Origin of the sequence: Siphonobacter sp. SORGH_AS_1065, from assembly GCF_030818595.1 — a bacterium.
Lineage (GTDB): Bacteria > Bacteroidota > Bacteroidia > Cytophagales > Spirosomataceae > Siphonobacter.
In genome coordinates this window covers 1-22545 of the sequence record NZ_JAUTAM010000004.1, presented here as the reverse complement: position 1 = coordinate 22545, position 22545 = coordinate 1, and the positions used below count along the sequence as shown (strand labels likewise).

The window sequence follows — 22545 nt, the reverse complement described above, 5'->3', positions numbered from 1 at the left end:
TTAAATATATTCACAAGAAATTAAATAACTAAAAATTGAATTTATGCATGTATTTGAAAAAGTGAATCAAATTAGTTTTGAATCTTATGCTAAAAGATTATTTGATAATCTTGATACTCAACTTCTTCCTAAAGTTTCTATCGTTTGTATTTCATGGGATGAAAGTTTAGAAAACAGTGCTGTTATATCTTCAGTATCTTCTCTTAAAGGGATGGATGTTGAAGTGCTTAAGGATGTAAGAAAGATAGCAAATGAATTAGAGAAAGTTGATAGGGATAGTAATTATCGTTATTCTAATCAAAATTTCAATAATGCACATATTAGTTCAATTAAGACTAGGGCTATTGGAGATGCTATTTGTATGATTTTTAAAAAAGAAATAGATAACGATGAAATTGATTTTTTTATTTCTGAAGCTTCGTTTAATCGTGGATATTTGATATACACTTTATTGGAATTAAATAAGGGAATAATTGAGAAATATTATTCTTTAAAGAAAAATACATACTTAGATTGGTTTAAAAAATCTAGATCATATATTGAGAGTACTATAAAATATTTTCTAATAGAGTGTACTCAAGCATTTAACGATAATAAAGGAAGGGGAATTAATAGAAGAGAGGGAGAATTAATGATAAATGCCGCAAAGGAATTTATGTATTCTATAGTCATGGCGATTGATAATCATGACGTTATAATAGATCTTTATGAGGTATGTAACTCTATTTCATCATTAAAATATGAAGGTGCTGATGGTATTGGTAAAATGGTTATAGCTAAAAGACATCATATGAATATTAGTTTAATACTAGAACTTAAAGATCCAATAAGTATACATGACTTTAGGAAAGTAAGAAAATTTCTAGAATTATGTAATGACGATACTTTGATAGTTTCTGATTCACAAATGATATATGGTTTAGGGAAAATGAATAGTAATTACAATGCTACTCAAGAATCTCTATTTGTTATAGACTTTAAAAGTCATTATAAGTGGGAAGTTTTACATGATAATAAAGTAATGCTTAGAGTTGAATATCAAATACCTATTCTTCCGAAAGAGAAAATTGATAGAGAAGATTTTTATAATTTGATACCTAGAGTATTAAAAGATATTTCTGAAGGACAAATTAATTCATTATGGGAAATATGTTTAGTTTCTTCTGAGCAAAAGCATGGCACTATGTTGGTTATTTCAGATCAAGCAGATAGTGAATCAAAGCGGTTAAGAAATCAATGTTTTACTATAGGGCCTCGTAAGCTTGAAACCTCATTGATGAAACAAATTACTTCTATTGACGGTGCTGTGTTATTAAATAGGGATTCTATTTGTTATGCTATTGGTGTTATTCTGGATGGTATAGCTAATGATAAAGGTGATTCATCGAGAGGAGCTAGATACAATTCAGCAATTAGATACTATGACTACGTAGCTGTACAAATTCCAACTGTTATTGTAATCATATCAGAAGATGGAATGATAGATTTAATACCAAGGCTAAGTCCGAAAATCAACCATCAAGATATAGTAGAAGCTATCGATAAGTTAAGTAATATTGGATTTTTAAGCAGTTCTAAAAGATTTGAATACAACAAGTTAATGAACTATTTTCTTGAAAATAGTTTTTATTTAACTGAAGATGAGTGCAATACAATTAATAGTTTAAGTGAACAGTTGGATGGTGAATCGACTGACGATGGAATAACTAGAATAGAATTTGGTAAATTTTATTCTAATCCTGAAATGAATGATTCATATTATCTGTAATAGTTGATTAGTCCTTTCTAACCGTTAAGCTCATTCCGAGCTTCGCCATTGTAACAAATCTGATACAATGGAAATACAGGATTTTGAAAACAACCCCGCTCTGGCTCTTTTGCTGGAGCGGTTTGTTAAGTATGTCGAAAATCAACTTAAATCTGCCGCCAAAGCTCAAGAGGTCGAGCTGACCGGCGAGATGATCGACAGCATTCGCTCCCAGGCCGTGGAGTACGGCAAAGGAGCCATTTCGGCCTCCGTGGTCTTTTCCGAGCTTTTCCGGATCAAAGACATGAAACAGCTCCGGTACACGACCGTACCACCGCTGAAAGCCATGATTGATTTTGTCGAAAAAATCGGCATTAAAAACTTCTACGTACCAGGCTACGGCGTAGGCATCACCCCCCGAACCGAACACGCCTCTGTTCTGCGAGTAGCCAGAGCTATCCAGTTTCATTTCAAGAGCGTACCTAACGTCAAACGCAAGTATCGAGGCATCTATAACGACGAGCTGAAAAACGATATTCTGCCGACGTATTTCGAGGAAATGCACGCTGCCGCTGTCCAATTCTCCCAGCAACAAGCAAAGGCCATTATCGGTAAGGAATTATTCCTGGCTACTCCAGATACTCGTAACTGGAGTAGAATCATGGCGTCTACCAATAGCTACGCTGAAGGCCGAATTGATACCTCCAAGCTCAAATTCAACTTACCCAAATTCCGGCAATGATCCAGGACATTATCAAAGTTGTCTTTACTGGCGAGGCTGGGGGATTAAACAAGACCATTAACGGGATTAAAAAGGACGTTGACGACGTAAATAACTCCTGGAAAGAAGCCGAGAAAGCGGCGAAAGCCGCCGACAAAGCCGTGATTGAGCTGGAGAAATCCGGCCAGAAAGGAACGGAAGCCTGGAAGGCGGCAAAGCTGGCGGCAAAGGAAGCCAAAACCGAGGCTGAGAACGCCCGCAAGGCTACCGATACCCAGGCGATGACGTATACCCAGCTCACCAAGCAGGTAAATGCTCTACGCAAAGAGCAGTCTCAGCTCGTGCCAGGTACGCAAGCCTGGATTGACAAAACCAAAGAATTAGGGAAGGCAGAAAAGGAGCTGGGCAATGTCAAGGAGCAGATGGAGAAGATTAAGAAAGAGGGGCAGGGATTGGGTGAGCCTGGTTTATGGAGCAAAATAACGGGCGGGGTAGGCGGCGTAAAGGCGGCTTTCCTGGGCTTTTTTGCTTTACAAATTGTCCAGTTCTTCTGGGACATTGGAAAAGCGATTTTTGAGACGACGGGTAAGTTTGAAAAGTACGAAACCACCCTTACCTCCATGCTCGGAGGCCAGGAGAAGGCCAAAGCGGCTATGCAAGCCCTGAAGGATATTGCAGCCAAAACGCCCTTCAGTATTGACCAGCTCACCGACAGTTATATAAAAATGACGGCTAGGGGACTCAGGCCCACCGAAGAGCAGCTTACGCGGATGGGTGACGCTGCCGCCAAAATGGGCAAGCCCTTCGACGTCTTAATGGAGGCCGTGCTGGACGTTTCCAATACAGAGCGATGGAACGAGATCGGTATCAAGGTTAACAAAGTAGGCGACCAGATTAAAACCCAAATCGGCGGCTCTACCCGCTATTTTGCCGCCACTGAGCAGGGGGCTATGGAAATGGCCGTGGCGTTCGGTAGCACGACCGACGCCATAGGTTTGATGGAAAAACAAAGCGGTACCCTAACGGGCCGGATGGATTCCATTAAGGACGTTTTCGAGCAGGTTTACGCGGCCCTGGGCGAGCGGCTCCGGCCTATCTTTAGTGCCTTTTTGCTGGTCGTTGGCAACCTAGTTACGTTCCTGATGGAATGCGTTCAGAGCAGCAAGCCGCTCGTTATGGTTTTTGAGGACTTATGGGGATCAGTTAAGCAGCTCTTTAGCGTACTGGGTGACCTGGTATATTCCCTGTTTCCCGGCTTGCAAACGCAAACCTTATCCGCATCTAAGCTTATGCAGGGCTTTGCTCAGGTATGGGCGGGCGTCATTGCTGTATTTAAGCTGGCCGTGGGCGGTGTGCAGCTTGTGGTGGATTCTCTTTTCTTACTCGGCCAGACGGCCAAAGCGATTGGTAATGTCGTAGAATTGGCTCTTACGGGTGATTTTAAGAACATTGGCAAAGTGTGGGACGGAGTAAAAAGCCAGTTTACAGCCACTAAAAACCACTTGACTGCAAACTTTGATTCCATTAAAAACGGCATCAAATCCGCTCTGGTCGATTACCCGGCAGAAAAAGCCGTCAAAGGAATGTTGCCCGTTGTGGATTCCCATAAAAAGGCCCACACGGAAATGACCGATACCCAGAAAAAAGAGCTGGAGAAACGGGAAAAAGAAGCCGACCGGGTACGCAAGGCCGAGCTGAAGGCTCAGGACGATAGTTACCGCCAGCAGCAGGAAGCCCTCATTGCTAATATTAGTGATGAATTAAAGCGGGAACAGGCAAAAGTAGAACTCAAATACGAACTACTCAAACGCCAGGCTGAGCGAGAGAAGAAAGACAAGGGCGAGTTAAAGACGGTACTCAAGGAGCTAGAAATTCAACACACCGCTGAGTTAGAAGAAGTTAATAATAAGCACCTCCAGAAAGTTGCCGAAGCCAATAAAAAGGCACTCCAGCAAATTGCTGAATTAGAGGCTGAAGCACAGATAAACCGAATTTCTGACGAACTAAAGCGAGAGGAAGCTAAGATTACGGCCAAAAAGCTCAAGCGAATCGCTGACATTAATGCTACCCTAGCCGACGAAGAACATAAAGATAAACTCCGGAAAGCTGCCGAAGACGAAGCCCTGGCTGAGATTGAACGCAAGCGGGAAGAGCATCGAAAAAAAGAGCTAGAGAAAGAAGCGGCCAGCATTCAAAAACAGCTTGAATACCGTAAAAACATTATTAACCAGCAACAGCAGGCCGAAATGGCTCTGTTTAATGTGCAGGAGATTGAGGCGAAAAACCAGGCGGGAAAACTGGCCCAAATCCACAAAGACCGGGTTGATAGAGAGCTGCACTGGACGAAGGAAAAGCTTACGGCGGAACGCGATGCAGAAATGCACAAAGCTACGCTCATGCTCAAAGACGGCGAAGATTTGACCACCGCCCAGAAGATTATCAGCGACCGTTATCGAAACGCGGAAATTGCGGCTGAAGCTGAAGCTACCGACAAGAAAAAGAAGATTGACCAAGACCTGGCCGACTCCAGAGCCAAACAGTGGGGCCATGCCTCCAGTGCCATTCAAGCACTCCTGAAGGGGGATATGGTAGCATTTGCCGATCATGCTAACCAGATTTTTAAAGGCGAACAGGAGGGCTGGCAGAAACGGCTTTCAGCCCACATGGCCGGATACGAAGCCATTGCACAAATGGCAACCCAGGCGGTCAATTTCTTAAACCAGCTCAGCCAGCAACGCCTGCAAGCTGAAATGGATAACCTGAAGAAAGAAACCGCTGCAAAAGTAGAAGCTGTGAACGCTCAGAAAGACGCGGCCATTGAAGCAATCCGGGCTGAAGAGCAGGCGGAACTCGACCGATTGCGGCGGGAATACCTAGCTACTCAGGTCTCAGCTACGGACGTCGAAGCCATTGAAACCAACCTGGCTAACGCAAAGCAGGAGGTTAATTCTCGCTATCAGGAGTGGATGGATTCAGCCAGGGCAGCAGGGAACCGGGCCGAACTGGAACGACTTGATACCGAGCGGCGGGAAGAGCTGAAGAAAGTCGAAGATACTTTGCTGGCTAATGAGTTGGGCAACGCCCAGTTAAAGGCATACGAGCAGGATTTAGCAACTTCTAAGAAGAATACCAACGACCAGTATAATACCTGGATTAGTGCAGCCAGGGAAGCTGGTAAATTGGAAGAAGTCGCCCGCCTGGAGGCCGAGCTGGCCGCTGAACTTTCAAAGCTGGATTCCAGCATGGCCGCAAACCGTTTGAATGCTGACCAACTCAAAGCGATGGAAACCGATTTGACGGCTGCGAAACAGGCGGTAAATGACAGGTATAAGGTTTGGATGGACGCAGCACGAAAGGCCGATAACGCCGCTGAACTGGCCCGTCTGGAGGTTGAGTTGGCCGCTGAGCTGAAGAAAACGGAGGAAACCATAATTGCCAATAAGGTAAGCACCGGCCAGCTCCAGAAAATGGAGGCTGACCTGGCGACAAAAAAGACGGAGATTAATACCAAGTATAACGCTGAGATTACCAAGAAAACGAAGGAAACGGCCAACGACATTGGTAAGATTCAAAACGATGCTGCCGTGCAAGAGCGGAACCTGAAAAAGGAGCAGTGGAAACAGCAGAAAAAAGCGGATACCGCGACCGCTATCATTCAAGGCTCTATTGCAGCCCTGAAAGCGTTAGCCTCCGGATTTTTTCCCGTTAACTTAGTTTTTGCGGGGATCATTGCCGGGATGACAGCCATACAGGTAGCTAAGATTCAGAATCAACCTGAGCCCTCATTTGCTAAGGGTGGATTTATTGCCAGAGGCGGCAAGCACGGAAGCCGGTACGGGGAAGGTGGGATTGCTTTAATTGACCGCTCCAGCGGGCGGGAAGTAGGCGAAATGGAAGGCGACGAAGCCATTATTTCAGCCGATCAAACGGAAGCCAATAAGGATTTAATTCAGCAGATGTTTTCCAACGCCCGCAACCCACGACTCCGAAATAAACGGGTTTCAACGAACCGGCCAATGGCCTTTAAAGACGGTGGGCAGCTCTTTGAAAGTCCGTATTTTGAGAAAGGGATGTACCTATTCGGCTCTAAAAAACGCAAGGCAGAAAAGCAGGCGAAAGAAGCTGAAGAAAAGGCCATGCAGGCGGCAGCGGATGCTGAAGCCCAGGCAATGGCAACGGCTGGCGATTATGTCCAGTACGGCAGCGTAGAAGGTGGCGCGGATGCGGAAGCCGCCTACGCCGAAGCCGCCGCCCAGGGCGAGTACCAACTGGAGCTTCTGGATAAGGGCAATACTATTGCCGCCAGCAATGGCGAAAAGCTCGATGCTTTAATAGGAGCGGTCAATGGCGTTAAGGATGCTGTGAACGGAAATACGGGAGCTACCTACCAGGTACGTGACGCGGTTTGGGGGGCAATGGGTGATGCCAGAAACCAGATAATTGCGGCCCTATCTAGCCTGGGCAGTTAACCCTTCATTTGTAACAACGAACGGCAATTTTCTCCGGTTTGGTATGATTTTACAAGTCGGAGAAAATTTTGCCACAAATGAGTAAAATCGTAGAATAATTTACTTAAATTGTTGCACATTTTAGAAAATTAACCCTCCAATGCTCAAAACCCTTACACTCGAAGTCCCCAAACACATTAAAAAGTTTTATGAAAATGGAGAATACGGCCCCGCCAATGCCAAAGAACACATTCAGGTGTCCCGCTGGAGTGAATTAGGGAAGCTTTTACACCTGGTATCGCGGACTATTCCCGTAACTCAAAAGGTGAGAGTAATTGAGGGGTCAAAAATCACTTTTGCGTATAATTTACGCGAAAAGGCGTACGAAATTCCCTACGACAAAATCCCAGACTTAACCCGTCAGCTTGAAGAGATTTTCAGACGCTCATTAATCACCTACGTAGGGGCTTGTCAAATGAAAACCGGAGCAGACAGCTATGCTGAGTTTATTCGGGAGTTTTTAGATTTCTACGACATTATCCCTGATGTCGATTGCGACTGGGAAGTACTTCGCAAAATTTACCGCGACCACCTGGAGCGAATCGAAAAAAGCAACTCCCTTCGCCGGACAAAACCGGAAGACCGGCCCATGATTAGAAAAAATTCTGAAAAAAGTTCTGCACAAAAAGTCCGGAAAAACGCATAGTTCGTCCGGATTTGACACAGAAAGTCCGGCTTACGCACAAAAAGTCCGGGTCAATCAGTTACAAAAACCGCCTTAGTATTGCCCTAAGGCGGTTTTTTATTTATTTCAAAAATGAGACCCCCTAAAAATCAAGTCCTTTTAAGGGGATTTTGCCAGGGTAGTTTTGAGCTATGAATGAACTTGATTTACCCTACACGTTAGGACGCTCCAAAGGCCCGGCAGGTCTGAAGCTGGCCCGGCTCCAGCTCGTGCCTAAAACGATGCTCACCTGGCGAGACCAGGCAAAGGGCTGGATGGAAATAAAAGAAGGCGGGCGACTCGTTGAAGTAGACGTTGCCACCACCAGCTCCAGCTTTTTAGAGGACAGCACGCCGGACGCTAACGGGCTGGCCTATTCCTACGGCTTTAACTTTTCTTTAAAGCGGGTACGAGTCGAGACCCTGCAATTCATCGCCCGTCATATCCGCCAGGGCTGGGTCGTGATCTTTCAAACCGTCGCGGGCGATTGCCGTCTGGTCGGATCGCTGGAGTTTCCCTTGCTCATGCGGGCGGCGGCTCAGATGGGCGGCGGGGTAAATTCCACTACTTTTTCACTTACCGGACTTTCCCCGATCCAAGCCCCCTTTGTGGATGCGATGGGAGAAACGGCTCTACACAGTTTTTCAACGTACGATTCAATGACCAACCTTTCCAGCAGCAATACGGCTGTATACGTGGAATTCGAGACCCGTCGCGGGGATACCTTTTACCGGCGTTTGGCTTTTTCTAAAGCCGGTGCCGATGAATCACTCGAAGGCTCCAGCTTTAAAATGCAAATCAAAAAATACTTTACCGATGAAGTATTACTGGAGCTAACCCATCAAAACTATTTACTCATCGAGGGTAATTTGATTCAGATCGAAATCCCCGCCTCAAAAATGAAAGATTTGCCCCTGGGCGAATACCGCTTTGATCTGGAGCAGACCAAAGGCACACTGGTAAAAACCCGAATGGAAGGCACTTTCATTGTAACCCCCGACATTACCCATGACTAGACTCATTATACCCAAAGAAGATACGGGAACCATTACCGTTTTCACCGAAAAGATTATTAAACAGGCTCAGGTTATTACGTTTCCCTCCGTTGTGGGTTTGGAGGTCGGAAGAGCTGGAGCTTTGGCCGCTCGTGCCTCCAGTGGTCTACCTGTCGTGTATGAGAGTTCCGACACCACTATGGCCCGGATTGAAGGCAGCACGATTATTCCCCTGGAGGACGGCCCCATAACACTGACGGCCCGCCAGGTGGGCAGTTTGTACTTTCTGCCCGCTGAGCCGGTTTCTATTACCGTTTCCATTACCCTAAACGAAGTGTTGCTGCCGGTTAGCCCTGGCCGGGTATACGAGCCTGAAGCCCTGGCATATTTTGAAGCGGACGGTGTACAGACGCTCAAGACCAAAGAAAGCCTGGATAACCTCATTAAGCGTCTAAAGATCAATAACCTTTGGAATGATCTTAAAGCGTTGTGGGTAGGAGCGGGATATACGCGGCGATTCAACGTAAAAAATCCCCAGGATACGGACGCGGCTTACCGTTTGACTTTTCCGAATGGGGTCGGCAATAGTGGCGTCGATGATGCGATGTACTTCAGCGGGAACCGCTACGCCAATACGCATTTACCTTTAAATGCTTTAGATGCAAACAATTACTGTCTATTTGCTTACGTAAAGAATCGGGCAAATACGGAGGCTAACGCCACTGGCACCATCTTAGGAGCGGGCGATACGAAAGGAACCTTTGCCATTCAAAAGACCGGGCGAAGCTTTCAGGCCAAAATGGGAACCCAGACACTGAGTATGTTCTCAGAAAACCCGACGCCGTTTACCTATACTGACGCCACCTACGTTTCCAACGTCCGTAAAGGGCTGGCGACGTATATCGTTGGCGGGGCAAAGAAAACCCAGGCGGTCACTACGGCGGCGGCTATCACGTCAACCCAACCGCTATATCTGGCTGGACTCAATCAAAACGGCACGCTGGCCGGTACGAGTTTAACAGACATTTCTCTGGCAGGCGTAACGAGTAACTTATCGCCGAAGAAGGTCGAAATTCTCTATAAAATCCTGAATACCTATACGTTAGAAATGGGCATTCGTCAGGAAATAGATAGTATCAACTACGGGGATTCAATTAGCTACGGAAATAACGCTTCTGATATTAATACGAAACCCTGGCGGGTACTCGTAGCCCAGGCAATGGGATTAGAGCATATTGCCTTTGTTAGTGTGGGAGCTACCCTGCAAAGTATCAACGGAGCCACCAACGCCGCCCAGGATCGCTGGTACCCTGATAAGTATCAGTACGGCGGTTTAATCCCTTACAATGACGCCGTACGCTTTATGTACGTGGGCTTAGGGATCAATGACGCCAAAAACTATACGAATGCTCAAAACCCGCTGGCTGATTTTGACAATACGTATAGGGCATTCATTGAAAAGCTCCTGGCCCTGGGCTGGCCCCCTCGTAAAATCGTGATTTTGAATACGGGACTCGTGGACTACGCCGGGGCATCGACGAATCAGCCGCAATTACCCGTTCGCCAGGCGACCATTAACAACTACATTAAACAGATGTGTACAGACTATAATTTGCGGTTTGTGGATGTGCATACGGCCATGCAGCAAAACGGCGGGCTGGCTCTGGTTAATCCTAACGGCGGGGACGGTTTGCACCCGAACGACGCTGGGCATAGAGTGATCGCAAACGCGGTTATTTCAGCTCTGGTTTAGTACGATTAAAAGAAGAAAAGCCCCCAAATCTCCGGCAGGTTTGGGGGCTTTTTTATGTCCTATCAGGCCCGAAAAGAAGGGGCGATGTTTGTCATCGTCAATTCACGACTAGCACGAATAAATATGTCCCTATTAACCTTTTCCGGGCCTGACGCAAATCCTGGCGATTGAACAGAGCTATTTTAACACCGTATTTTTACCACAACTTCATCAAGGGCAAGCTCTGGCGAAAGCGTACGAGGTACCGACTTTCTCACAGGAAAAAGCTGCCTATGACTTACAAATGGCTTATCTGGATTTTTACCGGGTTCCCGATGAGCAAGGCGTGGTAATTCTACCGTTAAAAGGGCCGATGTCTCGCTATTCATCTTGGTACAACGCCTACGGTAATGCTTTCCTAACTTCACTAATCACTAGAGCAGACCGAGAGCCAAGTATTAAAGGTATCGTAATTGATGCGTTTACGCCTGGGGGAACCGTTGACTCAACCAAAGCACTTTTTGACGCGATTTATAACTTTAAAAAGCCAATCGTTGGACATTCCGCGTTTGTGGCTTCAGCAGGTTTATGGGCGTTATCAGGGTGCAATGAAATCTGGCTTGAAGATCAATCTTCAACGTTGATTGGTTCCGTAGGTACGATGTGCTACCACACCAACTTGCAGAAAAAGGCCGAACTCACAGGCGAGGAAGTAACCATCTTCCGGGCGACAGGATCGCCTGACAAATTATCTCAAAATCCTTACGAACCCTTAAAAGAAGAGACTAAAGCTCAGATTCAGCAGCGGCTGGACTCTAGTCAAAAAGAGTTCGTTTCAAGTCTTCGCAAGGGGCGTGGTGGCAAAATTGTCTCTAAAGAGGCTTTAACAGGGAATGTTTATTCAGCAACCGAAGGCATCAACCTGGGGCTGGCTGATGCTAAGGGTACGCTAGGCAATGCAGTCCAGCGAGTGCTGGAGCTGGCTAAATAATAAATTCCCCTATGCACTAATTTATGAGTACAAAACCCAAACAAAAAGGCAGCTATTTAGCTCAATTTTTCCCTAAACTTTTCGGCGTACTGAATGACAGCAACATTGACCAGGCACAAATTGCTGAGTTAGAAAATGAAGCTGAAGCAGCCGTTGCCGTAGGCAAGGAGCAAGGGCTGGAAAACCCTGAAGCATTGGCCGAACCGGATACGGAAAACGCTACTGAAGACGACGAATTAACCAAGCTGAGAGCTCAGGTTACAGAGTTGCAGAACACGAATGCCAGCTTGAAGACAGAAAACACCAAATTCAAAAGTCAACACAAAGCCCAAGTTGCCGCTGGGGTCACGTTGCCTAACGAAGATGCTTCTGTACGTAATGCTCAGGAAGCTCCAGCTTTCGCTTCAGACAGTCCGATGGGCATCGCTTTGTCTCGCTTTCAAAAGTAAATTTCCTAATACAAGAATCTATGAATTTAAGAGCCTGCAACTGAACCTGTAAGGCTCTTAATTCCCCTCATTTTTCCTAATACAATTACTTTAAATTTATGAGTTCAATTCCAAATCCTTTAATTAATTCGGTAGATTTCAGTGGCTTACCTGCCGAACTGAAAGAAACGGTCAGCCGGAATCCGATGCTTTTCAATACCATTTTGATAGATGGTTTTGAAAAAATCCGGACGGACTTTAATGTGATCGAGTGCGATGAGAAAACGCCCCTGGTTTCTCTGGAAATTCAGGATATTCTCCAGCCTGCAAAGGATGAATTCGACCCCACCGAAGGAGCCGTTCAATTCAAAGCCCGTCTGCCTGAATTCCACGACATCGACATTGATTTGTCTTTACGTCGTTCGGACATTTTAGGTTTCTTCCGTTCGTATCTGAAATACGTCGAAGGGCTTAAAACTCAGGCTGAAGTATTAGCCAACCCCTGGCCGCTTTTCTTCCTGTCTAAAATTCTGGAAAAAGCAGGTCACGACCTGGCGTTAACTTCTGCGTATAGAGCTATCCGTAACAACTCTAAAAAGGGTGCTTTATTCGTAATGAATGGCCTGGTTTATAAGCTGGCCCAGGGCCGAGCTACAGGCGGCGACATCAAGACTGGTAACGTCTTTAATTCAACCCGTACGGCGGCTGACTTCGATACAAATGCGTATGATGAAGTAAACCAAATTGGTAAGCTTACTGAGCAATACCCTGAACTGGTAGGTCGCCCGATGACCATCGAAATGTCGCTTACGACGTACAACAGTTACAAAGAGTCACGTCGTAAAAAATCGGAAATGCTGATTGCCCTGGACGATCAACCGAAAACGCTCGACAACTACCCCCATATCAAAATCAAAGTTGAGCCTGGTCTGGGTGTAAGTCGCTTTATCTGGCTGACGCTGGACGGCAATAAGTTCTTCACGTTCAACGAGAACTATAAGAACTTTAACGCGAAAATGATTGAAAGCATCAAGGGCTACGAGGTTAATATCATGTTCTCAGCGGACGTTAACTACGGCTACGGCAAGTACGTTTTCTCAAATAACCGCGTAGACTAATCTACCCTTATTTATTCTCTGGAGTGCGGGATTTCCTGCACTCCCTTTTCTAAAACGATTTTACCCCATTTTTCAATTTTTCATACATGAGTAATCTTAAAAAAGTAGGTCTGGTTATCGCCTCATTTTTGACCGCCGCCCTGGTCTTTGTGGGTACGGGCAACGTTTTTGCCAGTGCGTTAGCTATGCCGGCCAGTTCGGTAGCCCTTCAGCTTATTACCGGCGTTTCTCTTTATGAGGCTGGCTTTTCCGGAATGGCTTTTACCGTGCCGCTTGTGGGTTTGAAACGCAAGGCTCAAAACCCACAGTTAGGAGGTAACAAGCGTATCTACATCGTTCTTACGGAGTATCTGGAGAAAGAGTTTTTAAAGTACGCTGACATCCTGGAATCGGGCGAATGGAACGCACCTATTCCTTTGCTGGCCGGTAAGAAATTCGTTGAGTTGGAAGCCTGGTACGATTCGACCAAATGGGATAGCGTAATGAAGCCCGGAGCAGGTTTTACGCAATCACTGGAGTTTGACGTATTAGGCTATGATAAGGACATTGCAAAGCTCATGGCCTTACTCTATGAAACGCCGGTGAACGTAATTATTCAGGGTAATGATGATACGCTGGTGTATCTGGGTCAGAAGTACGTACCGATGATGTTTGAAATGACCGGCTCCAGCCCCGTAAAAGGCAACGCTCAAAAGAAAGTTACTTTCAAGGCATCAAACGAAGGCTTTACCGTTCCCGCCGTACCCCTAGGGCCGCTGGCAACGTTTGCAGTCGAAGCTCTGGCTCCTGCCGCTTAACCCTTACAGCTACGCCCCTTTGCCAAGCGGCGTAGCTGTTTTCCTTCCTTTTCAAAATGCTTAAAAACGTCAAAATCATTAATAAAACGGAGGCTGCAAAAGTGACCCTGTTCATTTCAGGCGAACCTAAACCTTTGACCGCTGACCAGTTAACCGACGAAGAAGCCCGGCTGATTATGGCACAATATGCTGACAGCTATGGCCTGTTTTTCGAGGAAAAAGTAACTGCCAAAGCGGCAAAGGTGACAGCTCCCAAACCTGAGTAATTTTATGGATTTACTGCAATTAAAATCTGATTACCAATTTGCCGAAATGTGCCATAATGCACACGGTACCGAGTTAACCGGGCTTAATCTCAAGAACGCTAAAGAAGCGTATGAAAAGGCTCTGGCAGACACTTCAGTAAAAGCTACCGACAATTCAGAAACGGAGCCTGTTCAATCTGAAGAAACTACTCCAGATAGTGAAAAGCCTCAGGTAGAGCCTACCGTTCCTGAAGTTGAGCAAGAAGTGGAAACCGAAGAAAAAAAAAGCAAGAAGAAAGCCAAGTAACGCCTAATTCTGAACCTGAATTACTAGACCGGCTCACGGAACAGGCTAAACTCCTGCACCGTGAGGCCGGTCTTTTGTCTAATGAGCTGCACACGTTCCGGGCCGATGATCTGGAGGGAGTAAAGCCAGTTATTGAGAAAATTCTGGAAAAAAGGGATAACTGGAAAGAAGTACAAAAGAAAATTCTGCACCTGAAGAAATTCGGCGAGCTGCCCGCTGAAGAAGCTCCCAGGGCGAGCGTTTCAGACTCTGTTTCTACCGATGGAAGCCTTTCTGAGTTGCAGGTAACCCTTTCAAAATTGAACGTCAATATTTCAAAATACCGAAAGAAACTAGACGATACCCCCAATCACAAAAAGGCCCAGGAATGGACAGTTCAACTTGAAAAAATGGAAGCTCTGAAAAGAGAATTACAGGAAAAAATAGTGGCCGCGAAATATGCGAGGAAATAATAAATACTTAGAAAAAGTCACGGAGGAAACCGACGTTTACCGCCGTCATTTGCTTTACGAAGAAAAGCTAACCCCAACCCAGCAGCTTGTCTTTGACAAAGTAAACGTTGCCAGGGGTTGGCTCAAAAATGGCTATTCGGATAGTCAGGTTTTGGACTTGCTCCGGAAAGACCCCGCTACCGGCCTTCAGGAGCGGCGAGCCAGGGAAGTTTTAGCCATTGCTTACGATTTGTACGCGGATATTCGATTAACCCGCAATCCGGACGGTATCAAGTTACTCTACGCTGAAATTTTTAGAGAGGCGGCCTGGCTGGCCTACGAAGAAGCCAAAACGGCTTTCGATGAAAAAGACCGAAAGGGCGGCTCCGAGCTGATGAAAACGTACCGGGCCTTAATGGCTGAAGCTGCCGAACTCGACGGGGCGTACGTTGAAAAAACCAAAGATTTAAGCCAGAAAAAGAAATCCAGCACCGTCACCATTAAGCGAAAAAGCAAAATCGTAAATGGTCAAATTCAAGATGAAATTACCCAGGAAGCTAAAGTAACCGTGGAAAAGTAAAATGGAAGAATTAGAAATAACCGTAAATGATAAACAGGGCGACTTTCTGGAGGCCGTCTTGTATGGAATGGATGTAAACGACAGAAAAGTGGCCGGAATGGTGGGAGGGATCGGTTCCGGAAAATCCATTGCTATGTCCGATTTATTAGCGACTATGAAAGAAGAGCTGCCCAGGGCAAAGGGGCAGTTTGCCTGCCCAGTCGTTTCACAGGCAAAGCGGAGTTTAACGCCGGGCCTGCGGGCTGGCTGGAGGGATCGGTGGGACATTACCGAATTTAAACCCGCGACTGGCGAAGGAGAATATGTGCTTTGGAAAAAACCGCCAGAGGATTTTGATTTACCCTACGAAGAGCCGGACGACTGGAGCAACTGCATTTCGTTTGCGAACGGTTTTGTTATCGAGCTTTGCGGCTATAAAATGGACGCGGATAGCCACCGGGGCCGCAATGATGATTTTGTGGTTATGGATGAAGCCCTACGTTTCAAAAAGGACTGGTTAAAAATCTTATTAGGCCGTATCCGGGCGAATGTGGGACGCTTTCAATCCAATCTCCATTGGCTATTTGCTTTCTTTTCTTCGCCCCCGTACGGTAGCCAGGGCGACTGGATGTATGAGTACGAAGAGCTGGCTAAAAAAGATCCTAAACGGTATCACTTTACCCAGGTTATTACGAAAGATAATGAAGTGTTTTTGCCGCCTGGGTTTATTTCCAGTTTAAAGGACAAGCTCACCGCTCTGGAGTATTCGGTGGAAGTGGAAGGAAAGCGGCTTTCGAGCATTCCAAAATCCTATTATTCGGCTCTTGACTGGGACAAACATTCTGACATTGACGGCCTGCCTGGACTTTGGTACGATCCTGATAAACCTTTGGAATCCTCCGGAGATTTCAACGTTTTATTTACTTCATCGACGATCTACCAGCGAGAAGGACGTTTAATTAAAGGTCAGAAAGCTCTCTTTGTAAAGGAACCTATGAATAACCCAGACACAGGGGAAGCTCTGACAATGGTCGAGACGTTGGCCTATAAGGTAGCTGAAGTATATAAAGGGCATAGGAATAAGAAAATCTATGTAACCGGCGACCGTAACGGTAATAACAAATCACCCGGAGCAACTAAGACCATGTATGAACTCTTTGCTCAGGCTTTGGAGAGTGAAGGCTGGGAGGTTATCCTTTGCCCATTGCTTTACAATATGGAACACTACGAGCGGTTCCTACTCATGCACAAGGTACTCAGTGAGAAGGATGCAGACGAGTACTACCTAAGGATGCACCCGACCGAGTTCAAGCCTGCCCTGGTCTCCATGACCTACACCCCGATCAAGGCCGACTACACGAAGGACAAAGGCAGTGAGAAGAAGCTGAGCGTGGAGCAGGAGAACGCTACGCACCTGGGCGATACGGTAGACTACTATGTGATATGGTGCAGCATGGGAGGAGCTACCTACAGTGAGTCAGGCTTTGAAATAGATTTCTTTTAATTTCCAATCTGAACCGACGACCGGCCACCCGATGGCCCGGCGACTCTGACCCGATCCGGCGACGACCGAGGGGGGAGGGACGCCGGGCCATTTCCATTTTCAGCTATTCGAGAAAATGAAAAATGGAAATTTCCAAAATGTGATAGGGCGGGCGGAAAAGAGGGAAAAATTCACTATTTTTTTATTTTTATTAAGTTAATGTGCTGATAATCAACACAATAATATTTTTTTTGAGTAAAAAGCAGTGCAACTTTTGTAACTAATTGTTAATCAGAATCTTATTAAGAAATTATCTATCATGAATGCAAATTTTTAATAAAGTAAAAGAATAGGTAATATTTTGACTCGAAATCTTACTGCAATAAAGCTTAAAAGCAGATATGAATAAAAAAAGTAATCTTTTAGTTTAAAAGTTATATTTATTATTTAATAAGTTATAGCTTACTATTTGGATTTTACAGACTGTAAGGCGACTTTTGTCTAAAATTAATAAATAACCAGATGACAAATTTTAGACTCGGCGAATTGTTCTGTGGCCCAGGGGGTATTGCGTTAGGTGCCTTAAAAGCAAAAATTGAATCTGATGGGGAGTTATTTAACATTTCCCATGCATGGGCAAATGATTATGATAAAGATACTTGCGAGACTTACGCGAAAAACATTTGTCCTGAAGATTCAAAGTCTGTAATTTGTAAAGATGTTCGCAAGCTGGATATATCAAAGTTGTCTGATATTGACGCATTAGCATTTGGGTTTCCTTGTAATGATTTTAGCTTAGTAGGGGAGCAGAAAGGAATAGATGGAGTTTATGGGCCCCTATATTCGTACGGAGTGAAAACCTTACAACGATTTAAACCAAAATGGTTTTTGGCTGAAAACGTTGGTGGCATTAGGAGTGCTAACGAAGGAAATGCCTTTCAAACTATTTTGGAAGAGTTAACCGCTGTTGGATATAAAGTAACGCCTCATTTATATAAATTTGAGGAATATGGTGTTCCTCAAGCACGGCATAGAGTTATCATAATAGGAATTCGCAACGATTTGCCATTTGATTTTAAGGTTCCTGTCTTAAAAAACAGTCAAATAGTTACATCTCGTGAGGCAATTGAAAATCCACCTATTTCAGTTGATGCATATAATCACGAACTAACAAAGCAATCAAGTATTGTTGTAGAAAGATTGAAGCACATTAAAGCTGGTGAGAATGCTTTTAATGCTAATTTGCCTGAACATCTAAAATTAAATGTTCGAGGAGCACAAATTTCTCAAATCTATAAAAGGCTTGATCCGAATAAACCTGCGTACACTGTAACAGGTAGTGGCGGTGGTGGTACTCACATATATCACTGGGAGGAGCCAAGAGCTTTAACTAATAGAGAAAGAGCACGTTTACAAACTTTTCCAGACGATTTCTTTTTTTGTGGTTCAAAAGAAAGCGTGAGAAAACAAATTGGTATGGCGGTTCCCGCTAAAGGCGTGCAGGTAATTTTTGAAGCAGTATTAAAAACCTTTGCTGGAATCTCTTATGATTCAGTAAAACCTAATATTCAGTTTGTCCAAAAAGACTTATTTAGTCCACCAATTGTCAATAAAGAATTAGAATTTGTATGAGTTTAATTTTTGAAAACCTATTTGAAAGAGCTTTGATTGATCCCATTAGGGCAGGAGCTAATCAACTTTATATAGTCAGTGGCTACGCTACGGCAACAATGGTGACTAGACATTTAGAGTATACTAGATCGTCATTAAGAAAAGATATAGCTATAAAGCTCATTGTTGGAATGTGCCCTAAAGATGGTATTCAAAAAAGTCAACATTTAGGTTTTCAAAAATTAGAGTCTGGTGCATTTAATAATGATTTTGAATGCAACTATATTTTTAATCGTCCAGCCGTACATTCTAAGGTTTATGCATGGTTGAAAGATGGTGTTCCTATTCAAGGATGGGTTGGCTCTGCCAATTATACTCAAAATGCGTTTAGTACTTCACAAAGAGAAGTATTATCCGAAGAAGGAGCTAGTACTTGTTTAGAATACTATAATTCTTTAATTGGACAAACAATTAATTGCAGGTCTGGAGAGGTCCCTAATGTAATTAATATTTTTGATGAGATACAGACGATTAAAAGTACTGTATCTCCAGGAAGTTTGATTAATACAGGTTCAGATAAGAAAGAAAGTATTACTCTGTCTTTTTTAGACCGAAGCGGAAATTTGCCGACACGTTCAGGTTTAAACTGGGGCCAAAGACCAGAATACGGTAGAGAGCCAAACCAGGCATACATTAGAGTTCCTGTTGATGTTCAAAACTCAGGTTTTTTTCCTGATAGATTTGAGCAGTTCATGGTCTTAACAGATGACGGAAAAGAGTTAATATGTGTAAGGGCTCAAGACAATGGTAAAGCTATACATACTACGCTTAATAATTCGTTAATGGGTGAGTATTTTCGTTATAGACTTGGGTTGCCAAATGGAGCTTTAGTAACGAGACAAGATCTACTTAGATATGGTCGTACTGATGTAGATTTCTATAAAATTGACGACGAAACTTATTACATGAATTTTTCAGTAGAATGAAGCAGTTTTTAGATGAAATTCAAGTTTATAGTGATAGATTTAAAACTATAAAAATTGGATATTCTGACAAGAAAAAGATAGAGCAAACAGCTTTGAAGCTTTTGAATTTAAGAGATTTAAATCAGTTGAGAGACAGATTTGAAGGTGTTCTTTTTTACGAACGTTTTGCAAAACAACTAAGTTGCGAGCTTGCTTTAGAAAAGTTATTAGAAATCGAGTTTATTGACTGGGAAAAAAAAGCGACCATTCGAGATTACCTTCCAAAAATTGAAATAGATAATACGCTAGTAAATATAAACACAATAAATTTTGGAGAATACCCTGTTCTAATAAATGAAAATATAGAATTTCCTGAAATTTTCTGTATATACAAGAAAACTGGGGTTGTATCTATCTGTGGATTAGCTACTGTGGAAAATTTACAAAATAATCGAAAAGAATTAAATTCAGGAGCAATGGTAAAAGGTACAAGGATGGCTTTTACTGGGTTCAAAGAATTGAAAATTTTTGCAAATGTTGATGATTTGAAAAATATATTACCTGAATAGTTAAAGAGAGGTTAGCTAAAACTAACCTCTCTTTAATTTATATGCATAATTAACTAAATATGAACTGGTGGGTTAAACTATTTCTGATTTTATCGGCTGTATTCTTGTTAGGTGCATTTTTTATGCCTTATGTACTTGTAAATGAATCTATAATAAAAGGAATGGATTTTACAAATACGGGGCAAATAGGGGATACAATTGGAGGAACTACAGCTCCTTTCATTGGTCTCTCAGTTGCATTACTTACATTTTGTGCGTTTTGGGTACAATATACATTTAATGTTCAGCAAGAAAAAAGATTACATGAACAAGAAGTATTAACTAAAAAAGATCATTTTGAGAATAGATTCTATGATCTACTTAGATTCCATAGAGAAAATGTTTCTGAAATAAGTTTTAATAGAGAAAATGCTTCTAAAAAAGTCTTTACTAGTATGTTTAAAGAATTAAGATTTATTTATAAAATTGCTGATCGAATACGTCAAGTCCAATTAATTGAAATTGAAAATGAAGATTTATATTCTGTAGTGTATAGTATTTTTATGTACGGAGTTGGGATATATTCTGATTCTTTAGTTGATAGCAATATAAACAAAGACCTAAATGCTTTTACTGATATATTAAGAAAAGAATTAAAATCAATGAAAAGTTCTTGGAGGAATAGAAAAGAATATTATCCTATTTTAGCTGGTGAAAAACCAATTAAAAAAGATTTCTATATTAGCGAAGATATTATTTTTTATAAAATTAAGGAAAATACAAATATTGCTTTACATTGTGATTCCCTGCCATTTGAAGGATATAGTTCAGTTCTAGAACTATATACTAAACAACTTGCTTATTTATTTAAATATATAGATGAACAAGACGAAAAAATTATAACTGAAAAACAAAATTATGCAGATATTGTAAATATTCAATTATCTGCTTATGAACATTTAATTATATATTATAACTCAATATCAATCTTTAATGATGTGTGGAAATTGAATGATACTAATTTACTTAACAAATATAAAATCCTAAAGAATGTACCAGTTCCTCTTGCTGACTTTTATATAGTACCTGATAAATAAAAAGAAAGGTTGGCGTTTGCCAACCTTTCGCACTTTCTCAGAGTTACTAAAATGTAATAAGAGTACGTATCAACCTCCAGCCGGAAGGCGACCAACAAATTTAAATCTTTTTGGTCGCCTTTTAATGGCCTTCCGGGACTTGTTTATAGTGGTGAGTTATTATTTAATAGTCTGATATTCTTTAGGTTTTACACGGCCTAATTCCAAAGCTACGCGGCGTTCGTCTGGCTTTCCGTATACCTCCAGTCCCCGCGTTGTTTTTCGGCCCAGCATGACGGCAATGGCGTCTTTAGTCATCCCTAACTCGTTCATGGCCCAATCTGTGAACGTTTTTCTTCCAATCTTAACTGAGATTTTTGAGGCCAGCGGCTCTGGAAACTTCATTTCTGCCGCCATAATTTTCAGCCAGTCATTCATCGTCTTATTAGATTTGATGGGTAGGTTCTCCCAGCCGCCATATTTCGCCAGGATCGGGCGTACTTCTTCGAATACGGGCAGTTTAGCCTTATATCCTGTTTTAATACGTGGGTGCGTGATCCAGTCCGTTTTATCGATACCCGTATGCACTCTGGACTCAGCCAGGCGGGCCATATCTTTTAAATCCTGGTAATGGAAACCAGTGCGGCAATACACTATAAAAACATCGACAACCTGCTGGAGTGCTTCATTTTGGAACGTGTGGGTTTTGAGGGCTTCAAATTGTTCGGGCGTAAGGTGCAGCGGGTCTTCTGTTTCTTCATTTTTCACCCGGAAACCGGCCAGCAAATCACCGTCCGAAAGCCCAGCTCCAACGGCCCAGCGGCTGACCTGCTTAATGACCTGGGAATGCTTTCGTACGTAGCTATCCTTATGCTTTCTGACCCGCTCCATCCAGCTCCGGTACTTCTTTAGCATGGGGACGTCGAAAAGCTCCAGAGGAAGCTGTAACTGCTTTTCACTGATTAAAAAATCCACTAGCTTCTTACGTACCTTATCATACGTTTTAAGGGTTGACTTTTTAATCTTTGGATTTTGGCCCATTTCGTCCTTTAGCCAGATGTCAAAAGCAGACAGGAACGTATAAGACTTCTTAGGGTTTTTGAAAAGGTGTTTAATGTGCTGCACATTAAAGGGCTTGTCCTGCCGGTATAAATCGTTAAAGATGGCGGTAAGCTTCGTTCTCAGAAGCAGTAGCTTTTCGTTCTTAAATTGACTCAGCGGGTCTAGTTTGCTGACGGCATGGCCGTTCCAATGTTCAGACAAAATTTTAACGCCCGTCGTACCGATTTCGAGGGTGTGGTTATCCATAGAGATTTGGCAATAAAGGGTTGAATAACCGGGAGTTTTTGAAGTGTGGCGGAAAAAGGAAATTTCCATGCGTGTATACTTCATACCTGTGAACGCCCGGCGAGGCCGTTCACAATGTAATGACGTTTGATAAGAGAGAAGGATTAGAAAGTACTTAAAAGGTGCCAGTGAAACCACAAAGGGGGTGCCAGTGAGCCTTTCGGGGTGCCAGTAGAATGTCCGGTAAGCAGGTTAAAATCTGAATATCAGACCAGTAGGGACATAAAAAAAACCAGCTTTTCTGGGCTGGTTTGGTCATTTCAATGAAGTTG

The 22545-nt window shown here is 43.4% G+C and carries 20 protein-coding genes; 19 read left to right on the top strand and 1 reads right to left on the bottom strand.

Annotated elements, in window-relative coordinates; all coding sequences use genetic code 11:
• The first annotated feature begins 43 nt into the window (after positions 1–43).
• The 19 genes from QE390_RS00890 (at position 44) to QE390_RS00800 (ending at position 20947) form a co-directional block, all read left to right on the top strand.
• Positions 44–1768 carry a diadenylate cyclase gene (locus QE390_RS00890; protein ID WP_307140713.1) on the top strand — a complete coding sequence of 575 codons (1725 nt, stop codon included), beginning with the start codon at positions 44–46 and terminating at the stop codon, positions 1766–1768.
• Between the two features lie 67 nt (positions 1769–1835).
• On the top strand, positions 1836–2489 hold the full coding sequence (locus tag QE390_RS00885; protein WP_307140712.1) for a hypothetical protein: 654 nt from the start codon (positions 1836–1838) through the stop codon (positions 2487–2489).
• A complete protein-coding gene (locus tag QE390_RS00880) occupies positions 2486–6937 on the top strand; it encodes a hypothetical protein (protein ID WP_307140711.1) in 4452 nt (1483 codons plus the stop codon). The genes QE390_RS00885 and QE390_RS00880 overlap by 4 nt, the downstream gene beginning before the upstream one ends.
• Before the next feature lie 139 nt (positions 6938–7076).
• On the top strand, positions 7077–7622 hold the full coding sequence (locus QE390_RS00875) for a hypothetical protein (RefSeq protein ID WP_307140710.1): 546 nt from the start codon (positions 7077–7079) through the stop codon (positions 7620–7622).
• Between the two features lie 170 nt (positions 7623–7792).
• Complete coding sequence (locus tag QE390_RS00870; RefSeq protein ID WP_307140709.1) at positions 7793–8656, top strand: hypothetical protein; 864 nt, start codon at positions 7793–7795, stop codon at positions 8654–8656.
• Positions 8649–10388: an SGNH/GDSL hydrolase family protein gene (locus QE390_RS00865; RefSeq protein ID WP_307140708.1), complete on the top strand. Its 1740-nt coding sequence runs from the start codon at positions 8649–8651 to the stop codon at positions 10386–10388. The genes QE390_RS00870 and QE390_RS00865 overlap by 8 nt, the downstream gene beginning before the upstream one ends.
• Positions 10389–10671: 283 nt before the next feature.
• Positions 10672–11358 carry a S49 family peptidase gene (locus tag QE390_RS00860; protein WP_307140707.1) on the top strand — a complete coding sequence of 229 codons (687 nt, stop codon included), beginning with the start codon at positions 10672–10674 and terminating at the stop codon, positions 11356–11358.
• Between the two features lie 23 nt (positions 11359–11381).
• Entirely contained in the window at positions 11382–11807 is a 426-nt protein-coding gene (locus QE390_RS00855) for a hypothetical protein (protein ID WP_307140706.1), read from the top strand.
• Between the two features lie 98 nt (positions 11808–11905).
• A complete protein-coding gene (locus QE390_RS00850) occupies positions 11906–12904 on the top strand; it encodes a hypothetical protein (RefSeq protein ID WP_307140705.1) in 999 nt (332 codons plus the stop codon).
• Positions 12905–12990: 86 nt separating this feature from the next.
• Positions 12991–13701, top strand: a complete 711-nt coding sequence (locus QE390_RS00845) for a hypothetical protein (RefSeq protein WP_307140704.1) — start codon at positions 12991–12993, stop codon at positions 13699–13701.
• A 56-nt stretch (positions 13702–13757) separates the two neighbouring features.
• Entirely contained in the window at positions 13758–13967 is a 210-nt protein-coding gene (locus QE390_RS00840; RefSeq protein WP_307140703.1) for a hypothetical protein, read from the top strand.
• A 4-nt stretch (positions 13968–13971) separates the two neighbouring features.
• Positions 13972–14253: a hypothetical protein gene (locus QE390_RS00835; RefSeq protein ID WP_307140702.1), complete on the top strand. Its 282-nt coding sequence runs from the start codon at positions 13972–13974 to the stop codon at positions 14251–14253.
• A 74-nt stretch (positions 14254–14327) separates the two neighbouring features.
• Positions 14328–14705 (top strand): hypothetical protein, encoded by a 378-nt coding sequence (locus QE390_RS00830; protein ID WP_307140701.1) that lies wholly within the window; start codon positions 14328–14330, stop codon positions 14703–14705.
• Positions 14692–15264 carry a hypothetical protein gene (locus QE390_RS00825; protein WP_307140700.1) on the top strand — a complete coding sequence of 191 codons (573 nt, stop codon included), beginning with the start codon at positions 14692–14694 and terminating at the stop codon, positions 15262–15264. The genes QE390_RS00830 and QE390_RS00825 overlap by 14 nt, the downstream gene beginning before the upstream one ends.
• Before the next feature lies 1 nt (position 15265).
• On the top strand, positions 15266–16747 hold the full coding sequence (locus QE390_RS00820; protein ID WP_307140699.1) for a terminase large subunit domain-containing protein: 1482 nt from the start codon (positions 15266–15268) through the stop codon (positions 16745–16747).
• Between the two features lie 501 nt (positions 16748–17248).
• The gene (locus QE390_RS00815) at positions 17249–18358 is read left to right on the top strand and encodes a DNA cytosine methyltransferase (RefSeq protein ID WP_307140698.1); all 1110 of its coding nucleotides are present in this window, start codon (positions 17249–17251) and stop codon (positions 18356–18358) included.
• Positions 18355–19323, top strand: a complete 969-nt coding sequence (locus QE390_RS00810) for a restriction endonuclease PLD domain-containing protein (protein WP_307140697.1) — start codon at positions 18355–18357, stop codon at positions 19321–19323. Before QE390_RS00815 ends, QE390_RS00810 begins: the two co-directional genes overlap by 4 nt.
• The gene (locus tag QE390_RS00805) at positions 19320–19871 is read left to right on the top strand and encodes a hypothetical protein (protein ID WP_307140696.1); all 552 of its coding nucleotides are present in this window, start codon (positions 19320–19322) and stop codon (positions 19869–19871) included. Before QE390_RS00810 ends, QE390_RS00805 begins: the two co-directional genes overlap by 4 nt.
• Positions 19872–19930: 59 nt before the next feature.
• Positions 19931–20947, top strand: coding sequence for a putative phage abortive infection protein (locus tag QE390_RS00800; RefSeq protein ID WP_307140695.1), 1017 nt, complete (start codon positions 19931–19933; stop codon positions 20945–20947).
• A 159-nt stretch (positions 20948–21106) separates the two neighbouring features.
• Here QE390_RS00800 and QE390_RS00795 read toward each other — a convergent pair whose 3' ends face one another.
• Positions 21107–22234 carry a phage integrase SAM-like domain-containing protein gene (locus QE390_RS00795; RefSeq protein ID WP_307140694.1) on the bottom strand — a complete coding sequence of 376 codons (1128 nt, stop codon included), beginning with the start codon at positions 22232–22234 and terminating at the stop codon, positions 21107–21109.
• Positions 22235–22545: the final 311 nt, after the last annotated feature.